This is a genomic window from Bradyrhizobium sp. USDA 4538, assembly GCF_024171045.1.
Taxonomy (GTDB): domain Bacteria; phylum Pseudomonadota; class Alphaproteobacteria; order Rhizobiales; family Xanthobacteraceae; genus Bradyrhizobium; species Bradyrhizobium australafricanum.
Genome location: NZ_JALJZE010000001.1, coordinates 5686386 through 5700481 on the forward strand (window position 1 = coordinate 5686386; position 14096 = coordinate 5700481).

Genomic DNA, 14096 nt, shown 5'->3' on the forward strand with positions numbered 1-14096 from the left:
GCGCGATTCGATCGCGCGGCCTTATCTCTTTGTTGATCCCGTTCCTTTCCATTTGCTCAACCAAACTTAAACGCTTTGCGGAGAAGCTGACCTGAGTTCCGTCAGGCGCGTCGATGTTGCGCGCCGCTGCGTTTTCGGCGTTTTTCGAAGGTTGGTTTCATGGACGATCTGTTGCGCGAGTTCCTGACGGAGAGCAGCGAGAGCCTGGATACGGTCGACAACCAGCTGGTGCAGTTCGAGCAGGATCCGAACAACGCGAAGATCCTGGATAACATCTTCCGGCTTGTGCACACCATCAAGGGCACCTGCGGCTTCCTCGGGCTGCCGCGGCTGGAAGCGCTGGCGCATGCCGGCGAGACCTTGATGGGCAAATTCCGCGACGGCATGCCGGTGACGGCGGAAGCCGTGACGCTGATCCTGTCCTCGATCGACCGCATCAAGGAGATCCTCGGCGGGCTCGAGGCGACCGAGGCCGAGCCCGAGGGCAACGACCGCGATCTGATCGATCAGCTGGAAGCGATGGTCGAGCACGGCATGGCGGCGATGTCCGATTCGACGCAGTCGATATCGTCAGGCTCGACGCAGTCGATGCCGGTTGCTGCCGAGGAAGACGTGCCGGTCGTCGAAGCTCCGTCGGTGCAGGCGGCGATGACCGAAGGCACGCTGGTGGTGCAGACGCTGGAGCGTCCGCTGCGTCCGGGCGAGGTCTCGCTCGACGAGCTCGAGCGCGCCTTCCGCGAGACCGAGACCGAAGTCGCCGCACCGGCGCCGGCCGTGAAGCCTGCACCTGCTGCCGCCGCCGAGCCGGCTGAGGCTGTGAAGAAGCCGGCCCGCAAGGCCGCCGGTGAGGAGGTCCAGGAAGGCGACAAGATCGCCAACCAGTCGATCCGGGTCAATGTCGACACCCTCGAACACCTCATGACCATGGTCTCCGAGCTGGTCCTGACCCGCAACCAGCTGCTGGAGATCTCCCGCCGCAACGAGGACACCGAGTTCAAGGTGCCGCTGCAGCGGCTCTCCAACGTCACCGCCGAGCTGCAGGAAGGCGTCATGAAGACGCGCATGCAGCCGATCGGCAATGCCTGGCAGAAGCTGCCGCGCATCGTCCGCGACCTCTCCGGCGAACTCGGCAAGCAGATCGAGCTCGAGATGCACGGCGCCGACACCGAGCTCGACCGCCAGGTGCTCGACCTGATCAAGGATCCGCTGACGCACATGGTGCGCAACTCCGCCGATCACGGGCTGGAGACCACCGCCGAGCGCCTCGCAGCCGGCAAGCCGGAACAGGGCACCATTCGCCTCTCCGCCTACCACGAAGGCGGCCACATCATCATCTGCATCGCCGACAATGGCCGCGGGCTCAACACCGAGCGGATCAAGGCCAAGGCGCTCCAGAACGGTCTCGTCACCGAGGCCGAACTCGAGAAGATGGCCGAGGCCCAGATCCACAAGTTCATCTTCGCGCCGGGCTTCTCGACCGCCGCCCAAGTCACCTCGGTGTCCGGCCGCGGCGTCGGCATGGACGTGGTGCGCACCAATATCGACCAGATCGGCGGCACCATCGACATCAAGAGCGTGGCCGGCGAGGGCGCCTCGGTCACCATCAAGATCCCGCTGACCTTGGCGATCGTCTCCGCTTTGATCGTGGAAGCCGGCGGCGACCGCTTTGCGATTCCCCAATTGTCTGTCGTCGAGCTGGTGCGGGCCCGCGCCAACTCCGAGCACCGCATCGAGCGCATCAAGGACACCGCAGTGCTGCGGCTGCGCAACAAGCTGTTGCCGCTGATCCATCTCAAGAAGCTCTTGAAGATCGACGACGGCGCGACCACCACCGACGCCGAGAACGGCTTCATCGTGGTCACGCAAGTCGGCAGCCAGACCTTCGGCATCGTGGTCGACGGCGTGTTCCACACCGAGGAGATCGTGGTCAAGCCGATGTCGACCAAGCTGCGGCACATCGACATGTTCTCCGGCAACACCATTCTGGGCGATGGCGCCGTCATCATGATCATCGACCCCAACGGCATTGCGAAAGCCCTCGGCGCGTCCGGCTCCTCGGCCCATGACCTCGCCGACGAGAATGCGAACGCCCACGCCGCAAGCGGCGAGCAACTGACCTCGCTGTTGGTGTTCCGCGCCGGCTCCTCGCAGCCCAAGGCGGTGCCGCTCGGCCTCGTCACCCGGCTGGAGGAGATCGCAACCGACAAGATCGAGCTCTCGAACGGCCGCTACATGGTGCAGTACCGCGAGCAGCTGATGCCGCTGGTGCAGATGGCCGGGGTCGAGGTGCAGTCGCAGGGCTCGCAGCCGATCCTGGTGTTCGCCGACGACGGCCGCTCGATGGGGCTCGTGGTCGACGAGATCATCGACATCGTCGAGGAGCGGCTCAACATCGAGGTCGCGGGTTCGCAGGACGGCATTTTGGGTTCGGCCGTGATCAAGGGCCAGGCCACCGAGGTGATCGACGTCGGCCACTTCCTGCCGATGGCGTTCGCCGACTGGTTCTCGCGCAAGGAGATGCGCCCGTCGGCCTCGGCGCAGTCGGTGCTGCTGGTCGATGACTCAGCGTTCTTCCGCAACATGCTGGCGCCGGTGCTCAAAGCCGCCGGCTACAAGGTCAGGACCGCGGGCGGCGCGCAGGAAGGGCTCGCGGCGCTGCGTTCGGGACAGAGCTTCGACGTCGTGCTGACCGACATCGAGATGCCCGAGATGAACGGCTTTGAGTTCGCCGAGAACATCCGCTCGGACCACAATCTGATCGGGCTGCCGATCATCGCGCTGTCGGCGATGGTGTCGCCGGCGGCGATCGAGCGCGGCCGGCAGGCCGGCTTCCACGACTATGTCGCCAAGTTTGATCGTCCCGGGCTGATCGCGGCGCTGAAAGAGCAGACCGCCGAACTGCGCCGCGCGGCTTGAGGGAAGAGAGCATGATCCGGAAAAGTGTGAAGCGGTTTTCCGATCGGATCATGCTCAAACAAAAGGTTCATCGATGACCAGCAAGACCGAGACAAGCGAAGGCGCCATGGCCGAATACGTCACCGCCGTGATCGGCGGGCAGCTGTTCGGCCTGCCGATCTCGCGGGTGCAGGACGTGTTCATGCCGGAGCGGCTGACGCGGGTGCCGCTGGCCTCCAGCGAGATCGCCGGCGTGCTCAATCTGCGCGGCCGCATCGTCACCGTGGTCGACATGCGCGCCCGGCTCGGGCTGCCGAAGGCCGACGACGGTAAGCCTCCGATGGCGGTCGGCGTCGACCAGCGCGGCGAATCCTATGGCCTGTTGATCGACCAGATCGGCGAGGTGCTGCGGCTGCCCGACGACAGCCGCGAGGACAACCCGGTCAACCTCGATCCCCGCATGGCCAAGCTCGCCGGCGGCGTCCATCGCCTCGACGGCCAGCTCATGGTCGTCCTCGATGTCGATCGCGTGCTCGAACTGGTGCCTGATGCCAAAGCGGCGTGAACAGGGCCGCCCGAACTGAAGAACTGAAACATCCCACCGGGGATGAGGAAGTAGAGGTCGCAGATGAGAACCTGTCTTGTTGTCGATGACTCAAGCGTCATTCGCAAGGTCGCCCGCCGCATCCTGGAAGGGCTCGACTTCCAGATCGTCGAGGCCGAGGACGGCGCCAAGGCGCTCGAGGCTTGCAAGCGCGCGATGCCGGAAGCCGTGCTGCTCGACTGGAACATGCCCGTCATGGACGGCTACGAGTTTCTCGGCAATCTCCGCCGCATGCCAGGCGGCGATCAGCCCAAGGTCGTGTTCTGCACCACCGAGAATGACGTCGCGCATATCGCACGCGCGCTGCATGCCGGTGCCAACGAGTACATCATGAAGCCGTTCGACCGGGACATCGTCACCGCGAAGTTCCAGGAAGTCGGACTGATTTAGAGCATGATCCGGAAAAGTGGGAACCGGTTTTCCGAGAAGACCATGCTGACTTAGATTCTTCGTTCGATCCGGCGGCAGAAGCCCTCGGCTCAACGGTTGTTGTGCGTCGTGTTGCGTCGCTGGTGAAGTCATGAGTGTTGCGTTGACAAGTACTGCGGTCCCGACATCGACCCGTTCCGACAAGGTGCGGGTGATGGTGGTCGACGATTCCGTGGTGATCCGCGGGATGATCTCGCGCTGGATCGGCGCCGAGCCCGACATGGAGGTCGTCGCCTCGCTGCGCACCGGTCTCGACGCCGTCAACCAGCTCGAGCGCATCAACCCCGATGTCGCGGTGCTCGATATCGAGATGCCAGACCTCGACGGCATCTCGGCGCTGCCGCAGCTGCTGGCGAAAAAGCGCGATCTCGTCGTCATCATGGCCTCCACGCTGACCCGCCGCAACGCGGAGATCAGCCTGAAGGCTCTCTCGCTCGGTGCGTCCGACTACATTCCGAAGCCGGAAAGCACGCGCGAGGCCACCGCCGCGGAAACCTTCCGCCACGACCTGATCCAGAAGATCCGTCATCTCGGCGCCAGGGCGCGGCGCGGCCCGGTGCACACGACGGCAAGCCCGCCGCTTGCGCCCGGTCATGACAGATCGCGTCCGCTGACTCCCGCTGCCGCGCACACGGCGCCGGCCCAGGCCACGCGCCGTTCGTTCGGCCTGCTGCCGCCCAAGGTGCTGCTGATCGGCTCGTCGACCGGCGGACCGCAGGCGCTGATGACGCTGGTCGCCGAGATCGGCCCGGTGATCGATCGCTTCCCGGTGCTGATCACCCAGCACATGCCGCCGACCTTCACCACCATTCTCGCCGAACATCTGGCGCGTACCAGCAAGCGGCCGGCGCATGAGGGGATCGACGGCGAGAGCATCAAGCCGGGCCAGATCTATCTGGCGCCGGGCGGACGCCACATGCGGATTGCCCGTCACGGCATCGATGCCACGATCGCGCTCGACGACGGGCCGCCGGTCAATTTCTGCAAGCCCGCGGTCGATCCGATGTTCACCTCCGCGATCGATGTCTGGCAGGGCAGCATCATGTCGGTGATCCTGACCGGCATGGGCTCCGACGGCATGCGCGGCGGCAAGGACGTCGTCGCCGCCGGCGGCAGCGTGATCGCGCAGGACGAAGCAACCAGCGTGGTGTGGGGCATGCCCGGTGCCGCGGTCAATGCCGGCATCTGCGCCGCGGTGCTGCCGCTCAATCAGATCGCACCGAAGCTTGTTCGGGTATTTGCGGGAGACCGTTCGTGACGCCGCTGGACTACGAGTATCTGCGTAAGCTGCTGAAGGAGCGTTCCGGCCTCGATCTCTCCGCCGACAAGCAATATCTCGTCGAGAGCCGCCTGCTGCCCTTGGCGCGCCGGTCGAACCTCGCCGGGATTCCCGAGCTGGTGCAGCGGATGAAGGGCGGCGCGGAGCTGCTGACATCGGAGGTGGTCGAAGCGATGACCACCAACGAGACCTTCTTCTTTCGCGACAAGATCCCGTTCGACCATCTGAAGGAAGCGGTGCTGCCCGCGCTCGCGCAGGCGCGCGCGGCGCGCCGCAGCTTGCGCATCTGGTGCGCGGCGTCGTCGACCGGGCAGGAGCCGTATTCGATCGCGATGCTGCTGAAGGAGATGACTGCGCTGTTTGCCGGCTGGCGCATCGAGATCATCGCCACCGACCTGTCGCAGGCGGTGCTCGAAAAGGCCAAGGCCGGCCTGTTCAGCCAGTTCGAGGTGCAGCGCGGCCTGCCGATCCAGCTGCTGGTCAAGTATTTCGTGCAGAAGGGCGAGCTCTGGCAGCTCAACGCCGATATCCGCGGCATGGTGCAGCACCGCCAGCTCAATCTGTTGCAGGACGTCTCGCATCTCGGCACCTTCGACGTGATCTTCTGCCGCAATGTGCTGATCTATTTCGATCAGCAGACCAAGGCCGGTATCTTCGGCAAGGTGTCCCGGATGCTCGAGCCCGACGGCGTGCTGGCGCTTGGCGCGGCGGAATCCGTGGTCGGCATCACCAACCTGTTCAGGCCATATCCCGACCGGCGCGGGCTCTATCAGCCAAACACTGCGCCAGTCGCGCGCGCCGGCGCCGCGCTGCATGTGCTGAAGGCGGTTGCGTCCGCTGCGCGGTGAGACGAGACATCTCGCTTTAACCCCGTCACCCTGAGGAGCCGCGAAGCGGCGTCTCGAAGGGTCGACGGCCACCAGCGGGGCCGTGCATCCTTCGAGGCTCGCAAGCGCTCGCACCTCAGGATGACGGCGACAGAGCCGCGTTCTTTCAACGTTCATGAACTACAAAATCGCGTGCGGCAGGAAGCGCGAGGTGTTGCCGGTGATTGGATTCTCGTCTTCCCGAATCGAGAGTCCGCAGGGCGTGCCGTCCACCAGCCAGCTGCCGAGCACCGGATACTGCCCGGAAAAATTCGGCAGCGGCGCCAGCGCCTGGCGGATGAAGCCTTCGGCGCCGTAGGGGCCTTGCTCGGCGACCAGCGTGACGCCGGCGCTGACCAGCTCGACATTGGCGCCCTCGCGCGAATAGATCGGCTTGCGCACGAACGACGTGCCGAGCTGGGCGGCCTGCGGGTCGTCCTCGAAATAGGCCGGCAGCAGATTGGGGTGGTTCGGGAACATCTCCCAGAGCAGCGGCAGGATGCCCTTGTTGGAGAGGATCGCCTTCCATGGCGGCTCGATCCATTGCGTCGGCGCGGTCGAGAGGTTCTTGCCGAACGCGTCGTGGAACATCCACTCCCACGGATAGAGCTTGAACGCGAGCGCGATCGGGCGTTCGTCGAGGTCGACGAATTGACCGTCGTCGCGCAGTCCGATCTCCTCGATGTCGAGCAGCGTGGTCTTCAGCCCGGCCTGCGCCGCGGTGTCCTCGAGATAGGCGAGCGTGCCGGCGTCCTCGGGATTTCCGGTCAGTCCGGTGAGATGCAGCGGGTGGGTCGCGCCGATCCTTTTCCAGGCCTCGATCAGCCGGTCGTGGATCGAGTTGAACTGGTCGGCGCGCTTCGGGATGATGTTGCGCGCAATCGCCTGTTCGAGCCAGGTCCATTGAAATACCGCGGCCTCGAAGATCGAGGTCGGCGTGTCGGCATTGTATTCGAGCAGCTTGGCCGGGCCGCGGCCGTCGAAGGTGAGATCGAGCCGGCCGTACAGGCTCGGATTCCTGCGGCGCCAGCTTGCAGCGATCAGATCCCAGAACGCCTCCGGTATTTTCAGCCGGCGCAGATAGCGCTCATCCCTGACCGTGCGTCCGGCGAGCTCGAGACACATCGCGTCGATCTCGCCGGTCGGCGCCTCGATCGAGCGCTCGATCTCGTCCAGCGTGAAGGCGTAATAGGCGCGCTCGTCCCAATACCGTTCGCCGTCGATGGTGTGGAAGGTGAAGCCGGCGTTCTCGGCAGTCGTCCGCCAATCGTCGCGTTCGGGACATGCGATGCGTTGCATGAGGGGAAACCGCGCTCGCTCGTCAGCCTGGTGTCAGCTTCCGCCATGCGACGGATCGTCGTCGCCGTAGCGGGCGATGGTGCGCGGCGCGCCGCCGAAGCCGCCGGAGGGTGACCGTTCCGCCGACTTTCCCTTCGTTCCGTGTCCTGCATGGTGGTGGCTGCGGGCATGGCTTGGCGTCAGGCCGATCGACGCCGCGCCGATCGCGATACTTCCCATCAATTTCAGCCATACGCGGCGCGAGCGTTTCATGGACGCAATCCCTGCCTTGCCGTCTGCGGAGCCATGCCGAGTTTCCATCAGCTGCGTTCGCCGGGCAAGCGAAAGCGCGATGACACGGCGATGACACGGCAACATGCATCAGCCGCCGCTGAAGCCGAACGCATGCGCGAACGAACCGAAGCCGCCGCGGCTCACCGACGAGCTTGACGACGAGCTCGAGGAAGAGGAGGAGCCGCTCGACGACGAGCTGCCGCTGTAGAAGCTGCTGCGCGAGCCGCTGCTGCCGCCCGATCCGGACGATGAGCTGCGCGACGTGCAGTCAGCGCCGGGTTGTGGCGGGACCGGCGTGGCGACGCCCGGTGCGGTGACGCCCGGCGGCGTCGGCGGCACCGGCTGGCAATTCGGCCGCGGCATCAGCGCGTAGGCGCTGCCGCCGACCGCGAGCGTTCCCATCAAGAGCAGCGCGACGTGGTTGGAGCGCTTGGATGGCGCATCCGGCCGCGGCGGCGTCGGCACCGCCGGCACGACCGGTCGCCGTTTGCCGAAGTCCGGGTTCGGTTTGCGCGCCATGGTTTGGCTCAACGGCTCAGTAGATCATGCAGGCCGCGTTCAGCGCGCCTGCGGCCAGCGAGGACAGCCCGAGCCAGATCGCCGGCGCCATTTCGCCGGAGGCGATCCGCCCCGACAGGTTCGGCACCGGGATCTTCACGATGTAATAGACGATGATCTGCACGATCAGCGCGATGATGCTCCAGATCAGGCAGTCCACCACATTGGCGGAGTGGGCGATCGCGCTGACCACCGGCAGCACGAAGCCGAGCAGGCTTAAGCCCAGCGCAATCGCCGCCGCCGGATCGTTGTCGCGGATCAGCTGGAATTCGTCATGCGGGGTGACGCGCGTGTAGACGAAGAGGTAGGCGACCACGGCGATCAGCGCCGTGCAGAAATAGACCAGGAACGCCGGCAGGCCGGCGAGGGATTGCAGGATCATGTCGGGGCGGTCCGGGAGTTCGTCGGGATTCGCGCGAGGCAGGATTGCACGTTCCCTTGGTCGGCGCATGCCGAGAGCCGGTTCAATCCAAACAAAAACCCCGCCATTTGCGGCGGGGTTCAGGTCGAAAGGAGCGAACCTTGCGGTTCTCTGCGGGCCCAGAAGGTCAGGCGGGAATACGCTCGTCGGCCTCGTGCGGCTCGCGCAGCACGTAGCCGCGGCCCCACACGGTCTCGATGAAGTTGCGGCCTTCGGAGGCGTTGGCGAGCTTCTTGCGGAGCTTGCAGATGAAGACGTCGATGATCTTCAGCTCCGGCTCGTCCATGCCGCCGTAGAGATGGTTGAGGAACATTTCCTTGGTGAGGGTGGTGCCCTTGCGGAGCGAGAGCAGCTCCAGCATCTGGTATTCCTTGCCGGTCAGATGCACGCGCTGGCCGCCGACCTCGACCGTCTTGGTGTCGAGATTGACCACGAGATCGCCGGTCTGGATGACCGATTGGGCGTGCCCCTTGGAGCGGCGCACGATCGCGTGGATGCGGGCAACCAGCTCGTCCTTGTGGAAGGGCTTGGTCATGTAGTCGTCGGCGCCGACGCCGAGACCCTTGACCTTGTCCTCGATGCCGGCGAGGCCGGAGAGGATCAGAATGGGAGTCTTGATCTTCGAAACCCGGAGCTGCTTGAGCACGTCGTAGCCGGACATGTCGGGCAGGTTGAGGTCGAGCAGGATGATGTCGTAGTCGTAAAGCTTGCCGAGATCGACACCTTCTTCGCCGAGGTCCGTCGTGTAGACGTTGAAACTCTCGGATTTGAGCATCAATTCGATCGACTGCGCGACGGCGCTATCATCTTCAATCAGCAAAACGCGCATGCCAGTCCCCTATAGTCGCCGCTCCGGGCGTCAGGTCGGCCGCACTTGCGGCACTCACAAAACGCCTTTGAACAACTGATTCGGATCCTGACGAGATATGGTTAACAAAAACTGATTCCTCGACGCAAGCTCTAACCGTGCAATTTTTGTCGAATCGCCCTAAGATATTGCGTAGAAGAAGCTTTTCCTAACCGCGCTCGTTCAGTTTCCACATTAAGAGCCGGGCCTAACCGACTCTCGCGACTCGCCCTTCTTCTGATGGGCAAGCGACCTCAGTCACCAAAGACAGTGACGCAATGATTAATGATGCGGGTAAACACGAAGTTAAGCGGCCGGAGCAAAAAAGCGGAAACTTAAGGTTTTCGCAATGAAGGCGCTCGCGGAGCAGATCGGCGACATCGACGGCGTCAATATTTATGGCCGTGTGGTCGGCGTCCGCGGGCTGATGGTCGAGATCGCGGGCCCCATTCACGCGATGTCGGTCGGCGCCCGCATCGTGATCGACGTCGGCGCGGGCCGCTTCATCCCCGCCGAGGTGATCGGCTTCTCCGGCGAGAACGCGGTGGTGATGCCGTTCGGCGGATTAGATGGCGTGAGGCGCGGTTGCCGCGCGGTGATCGCCAATGCGGCGAGCCAGGTGCGGCCGTCGCCGGCCTGGCTCGGCCGCGTCGTCAACGCGATGGGCGAGCCGATCGACGGCAAGGGCCCGCTGGTGCAGGGCGCCTCGCCGATGTCCTACCGCAACTCGCCGCCGCCGGCGCATTCGCGCAAGCGGGTCGGCCCGCCGCTCGATCTCGGCGTGCGCGGTCTCAATACTTTCCTGACCTGCTGTCGCGGCCAGCGGCTCGGCATCTTCGCCGGCTCCGGCGTCGGCAAGTCGGTGCTGCTGTCGATGCTGGCGCGCAATGTCGATGCCGCGATCTCGGTGATCGGGCTGATCGGCGAACGCGGCCGCGAGGTGCAGGAATTCCTCCAGGAGGATCTCGGCGAGGAGGGGCTGGCGCGCTCGGTCGTGGTGGTCGCGACCTCGGATGAGCCGGCGCTGATGCGGCGCCAGGCGGCGTATCTGACGCTCGCCATCGCGGAATATTTCCGCGACGAGGACCAGGACGTGCTGTGCCTGATGGACTCGGTGACGCGCTTTGCGATGGCGCAGCGCGAGATCGGCCTCTCGGCGGGCGAGCCGCCGACCGCCAAGGGCTACACGCCGACCGTGTTCACCGAATTGCCCAAGCTGCTCGAGCGGGCAGGGCCGGGCACCGGCGACGGCACCATCACCGCGATTTTCACCGTGCTGGTCGACGGCGACGATCACAATGAGCCGATCGCGGACGCGGTGCGCGGCATCCTCGACGGCCATATCGTGATGCAGCGGGCGATCGCCGAGCGCGGCCGCTATCCCGCGGTCAACATCCTCAAGTCGGTGTCGCGCACCATGCCGCGGTCGGCCGACCCCAACTTCCTGCCCTACATCAACAAGGCGCGGCAGGTGATGGCGACCTATGCCGACATGGAGGAATTGATCCGGCTCGGGGCCTACCGGCCGGGTTCCAGCGCGGAGGTCGACGAGGCGATCCGGCTGCATGAGCCACTCGAGGCCTACCTGCGCCAGGCCAAGGACGAGTCCACCAGCCTTCCCGACGGCTACCGGCAACTGGCTCAAATCCTGTCGGGTTTGGAAACGGAACGCTAACTTTGTCGGGCCATCATCACCGGCACACCATAGCTATGCCGGCGGGGCCCAGCGGGGAGCCGGCTCTGTCCCGCGTTCAGATTTGGGACTTCTGGGGAGTATGAGTCGATGAAGTCACGTGAAACGCTGATTCGCCTGAAGAAATTTCAGGTCGACGAGAAGCGCCGTCGGGTTACCCAGATCGAAGGCATGATCGCCGACTTCCAGCGCATGTCGGTCGAGCTCGAGCGCGAGATCCAGACCGAGCAGGAGCGCGCCGGGATCAACGACCCCACGCACTTCGCCTATCCGACCTATGCCAAGGCCGCGATCCAGCGCCGCGAGAACCTGACCCGTTCGGCCGACGAACTGCGCGCCCAGCTCGACGACGCCAAGGCGCTGCTGTCGGAGGCATTCGAGGAATTGAAGAAGGTCGAGTTGCTCGACGAGCGCGACCAGGCGCGCGAACGCGCGGAGGAGAGCGCTCGCGAACAAGCCGACATGGATTCGATCGGCCTGATGCGGGCCCGTCTCGGCGTCATCGCCTGAACCCTCGCTCCCTCCGCTGACCAGATTGAGAGCCCGGGCCGATCGCCCGGGCTTTTTGCTGGGCGCTGTCCACAAGCCGCCGACTTGCCGGCCACTTGTTAGCCCCTTGGCGGATCGTGGTGTCCCAAAATATGCTACCACCGGTCAGGACGGATGATCGGCAGCACGGTGGCAATGAGGCGATGGGGGATCGGGGCTTGGAGGGCGCAAGATGCTGACGCCGGCTGAGCTGGTCTGGCTGATCGCCGCCGTCGCCAAGGGGGATGAGGCCGCCTTCGAGCGGCTGTACGCCGCGACCCGCTCGAAACTCTTCGGCGTCGTGCTCCGTATCTTGCGGCGACAGGACCTCGCCGAGGAGGTCATTCAGGAGGCTTACGTCAAGATCTGGAACAGCGCCGGGCAGTTCAACCCAGCCCTGTCATCCCCGATCACGTGGATGACGTCGATCGCGCGCAACCGCGCCATTGACGTGGTGCGCAAGCGCGGCGAGGCCTCGCTGGAGGAAGAGCCGGCGGCGATGGAGGTCGCAGCCGACCAGCCCGATCCACTGGCGCGACGGGAGATGACGGAAGAGTTGAAGCGATTGCTGGAGTGCGTCGGTCGTTTGGAGCCGGATCGTCAGAAGCTCGTGCTGCTCGCCTATTACAACGGCTGGAGCCGCGAGCAACTCGCCGCAAAGTTCGAGACGCCGGTGAACACGGTGAAGACCTGGCTGCGCCGCAGCCTGATGGATATCCGGGAGTGTCTTGGACTCTGATTGATGGCCTATAGCGAAGACCATATCGCGCTCGCCGCGGAATATGCGCTCGGTACGCTCGATGCCGAGGAGCGCGCGCAGGTCGAGACCATGATGGTCGTCGACAGCGAGTTCGCAGCCCTGGTGCAGGCCTGGCAGTTCAGGCTCGGGCCGCTGAATCAGATGGTCGGCCTGGTCGAGCCGCGTCCGGCGGTTTGGGACAACATCAAGGCGGCGATCGGCCACACGAGCGCGCCGCAGGCGCCGCTGGTGCTGCCGGAGACGCCGGCCATGACGGTGACGCCGCCGCCTTCGCCAATCACGGACGATCCCGAATTCGGCTCGGCGTTCGATCCGGAGCCTGCGCAGTCGCCCGAGCCCCGGAGGCTGCCCGAGGCCCGACCGCCGCGGGTCATCTTCGACGAGCGCAACGTGACCGCGCTGACGGGCCGCGTCAAACGCTGGCGCGGCATCGCGTCGGCCGCGACCGCGATCGCGGCCGCGCTGCTGGTGACGCTCGGCCTGCAGATCTACAAGCCCGACGCTCTGCCGAATGCGATCCGGCCGAAGCCGCGCATCCAGACCGTCGAAGTGAAGACGCCGGCGCCAGCGTTGACGCCGTCGGCGCAATATGTCGCGCTGCTGCAGGGGCCGAATGGCGGGCCGGCCTTCATCATGACCATCGACGGCGCCACCAAGAACTTCACCGTCCGCAAGGTCGGCGCCCCGTCGGAGCCCGGCAAAAGTTTCGAGCTCTGGCTGATCTCCGACAAGCTGCCGCAGCCGCGCTCGCTCGGCGTGATCGGCGCCGATGATTTCACCGCGCGGCCGGTGCTGTCGGGCTACGATTCTGACGTGATCAACGGCGCCACCTATGCGGTGACCGTCGAGCAGGCCGGCGGCTCGCCGAACGGCCAGCCGACCTCGGCGCCGATCTTCACCGGGAAGCTGATCGAGACCGTACCGGGCGCGTCGGGTTCGCCGCCGCGATAGGCCAGCCGCCCATCGTCAGAGGTTGCCGATGGTGGCCGCCCGTCCCATTGCGAGCGCAGCGAAGCAATGCACCCTTCCGCACGAGCGGTGACAGTGGATTGCTTCGCTGCGCTCACAATGACGTGGATAAGATGTCGCGTCGGCCACCCGCAAAAAAAGAAAACGCCCGTGGGGAGCGGGCGTTTTCGATAGTCAACTTGGGGGTAGTTGGGGGTCTTAAATATCCACGCAGCGACTTTGGGGGGCTGTAAAGAACACTACGTGAATTCGTGAAACTCTCCTGTTAGCGGACCAGCGAGTTGCTGGTGCTGGTGATCGCGACGGGCTTGCCGGCCTTCATGACCCGCGCCGTCTGGGTGTATCCCTCATCCGACGAATTATGTGCCGCGATGCCGAAGCCCGCGACCAGGATACCGGCGAACAACGCCACAACCACAATCTTCAGGTGCGTCATACGATCGGCGCTGTAGATCGAGTGGTTCATGGAAGTCTCCTGCCGCCTTCCTGCTCTCAGTAAATCTGTCGGTTCGGTCTGTTGTCCGGTTCAACGTCTCGTGCCCCGCTAACGTAGGATTTGCCGATTCCGTTCCCTAGAGGCCATCACAAGGCCGTGATGAGACGTGATCGGGCGCGATCAGAAATGACCCTTTGGTAATCCGAGACGCATTAAAGCTATTTAATATCAGTGTCTTG

General features: G+C 64.8%; 15 protein-coding genes. 9 read left to right on the plus strand and 6 right to left on the minus strand.

Features of this window, described 5'->3' with window-relative positions:
* Positions 1–159 precede the first annotated feature (159 nt).
* From J2R78_RS25735 to J2R78_RS25755, 5 genes are all read left to right on the plus strand, one after another.
* Positions 160–2916 (plus strand): hybrid sensor histidine kinase/response regulator, encoded by a 2757-nt coding sequence (locus J2R78_RS25735; RefSeq protein ID WP_253607303.1) that lies wholly within the window; start codon positions 160–162, stop codon positions 2914–2916.
* Positions 2917–2989: 73 nt separating this feature from the next.
* Complete coding sequence (locus J2R78_RS25740; protein WP_155262142.1) at positions 2990–3460, plus strand: chemotaxis protein CheW; 471 nt, start codon at positions 2990–2992, stop codon at positions 3458–3460.
* Between the two features lie 63 nt (positions 3461–3523).
* Entirely contained in the window at positions 3524–3889 is a 366-nt protein-coding gene (locus J2R78_RS25745) for a PleD family two-component system response regulator (protein ID WP_018273268.1), read from the plus strand.
* A 130-nt stretch (positions 3890–4019) separates the two neighbouring features.
* Positions 4020–5186 carry a chemotaxis response regulator protein-glutamate methylesterase gene (locus tag J2R78_RS25750; RefSeq protein ID WP_253607304.1) on the plus strand — a complete coding sequence of 389 codons (1167 nt, stop codon included), beginning with the start codon at positions 4020–4022 and terminating at the stop codon, positions 5184–5186.
* The gene (locus tag J2R78_RS25755) at positions 5183–6055 is read left to right on the plus strand and encodes a protein-glutamate O-methyltransferase CheR (RefSeq protein ID WP_092090226.1); all 873 of its coding nucleotides are present in this window, start codon (positions 5183–5185) and stop codon (positions 6053–6055) included. Before J2R78_RS25750 ends, J2R78_RS25755 begins: the two co-directional genes overlap by 4 nt.
* A 159-nt stretch (positions 6056–6214) precedes the next feature.
* Here J2R78_RS25755 and J2R78_RS25760 read toward each other — a convergent pair whose 3' ends face one another.
* The 5 genes from J2R78_RS25760 to ctrA form a co-directional block, all read right to left on the minus strand.
* The gene (locus J2R78_RS25760) at positions 6215–7372 is read right to left on the minus strand and encodes a glutathionylspermidine synthase family protein (protein ID WP_253607305.1); all 1158 of its coding nucleotides are present in this window, start codon (positions 7370–7372) and stop codon (positions 6215–6217) included.
* Positions 7373–7405: 33 nt separating this feature from the next.
* Positions 7406–7624 carry a hypothetical protein gene (locus J2R78_RS25765; RefSeq protein ID WP_143029822.1) on the minus strand — a complete coding sequence of 73 codons (219 nt, stop codon included), beginning with the start codon at positions 7622–7624 and terminating at the stop codon, positions 7406–7408.
* A gap of 108 nt (positions 7625–7732) precedes the next feature.
* On the minus strand, positions 7733–8164 hold the full coding sequence (locus J2R78_RS25770) for a hypothetical protein (RefSeq protein ID WP_253607306.1): 432 nt from the start codon (positions 8162–8164) through the stop codon (positions 7733–7735).
* A 16-nt stretch (positions 8165–8180) separates the two neighbouring features.
* Positions 8181–8585 carry a DUF350 domain-containing protein gene (locus tag J2R78_RS25775; RefSeq protein ID WP_057015189.1) on the minus strand — a complete coding sequence of 135 codons (405 nt, stop codon included), beginning with the start codon at positions 8583–8585 and terminating at the stop codon, positions 8181–8183.
* Positions 8586–8751: 166 nt separating this feature from the next.
* Positions 8752–9453, minus strand: a complete 702-nt coding sequence (gene ctrA, locus J2R78_RS25780; RefSeq protein ID WP_016848562.1) for a response regulator transcription factor CtrA — start codon at positions 9451–9453, stop codon at positions 8752–8754.
* Positions 9454–9820: 367 nt separating this feature from the next.
* On the opposite strand from ctrA, the gene fliI reads away from it, so the two are divergent.
* The 4 genes from fliI (at position 9821) to J2R78_RS25800 (ending at position 13403) form a co-directional block, all read left to right on the plus strand.
* Positions 9821–11146 carry a flagellar protein export ATPase FliI gene (fliI, locus tag J2R78_RS25785; protein WP_028335735.1) on the plus strand — a complete coding sequence of 442 codons (1326 nt, stop codon included), beginning with the start codon at positions 9821–9823 and terminating at the stop codon, positions 11144–11146.
* Positions 11147–11254: 108 nt separating this feature from the next.
* Positions 11255–11674: a flagellar export protein FliJ gene (gene fliJ / locus J2R78_RS25790; protein ID WP_016848565.1), complete on the plus strand. Its 420-nt coding sequence runs from the start codon at positions 11255–11257 to the stop codon at positions 11672–11674.
* Between the two features lie 211 nt (positions 11675–11885).
* Positions 11886–12431 (plus strand): sigma-70 family RNA polymerase sigma factor, encoded by a 546-nt coding sequence (locus J2R78_RS25795; RefSeq protein ID WP_253607307.1) that lies wholly within the window; start codon positions 11886–11888, stop codon positions 12429–12431.
* Positions 12432–12434: 3 nt separating this feature from the next.
* On the plus strand, positions 12435–13403 hold the full coding sequence (locus tag J2R78_RS25800) for an anti-sigma factor domain-containing protein (RefSeq protein ID WP_253607308.1): 969 nt from the start codon (positions 12435–12437) through the stop codon (positions 13401–13403).
* Positions 13404–13686: 283 nt separating this feature from the next.
* Here the strand turns inward: J2R78_RS25800 and J2R78_RS25805 are convergent, their stop codons facing one another.
* Entirely contained in the window at positions 13687–13887 is a 201-nt protein-coding gene (locus J2R78_RS25805) for a hypothetical protein (protein ID WP_092090232.1), read from the minus strand.
* Positions 13888–14096: the final 209 nt, after the last annotated feature.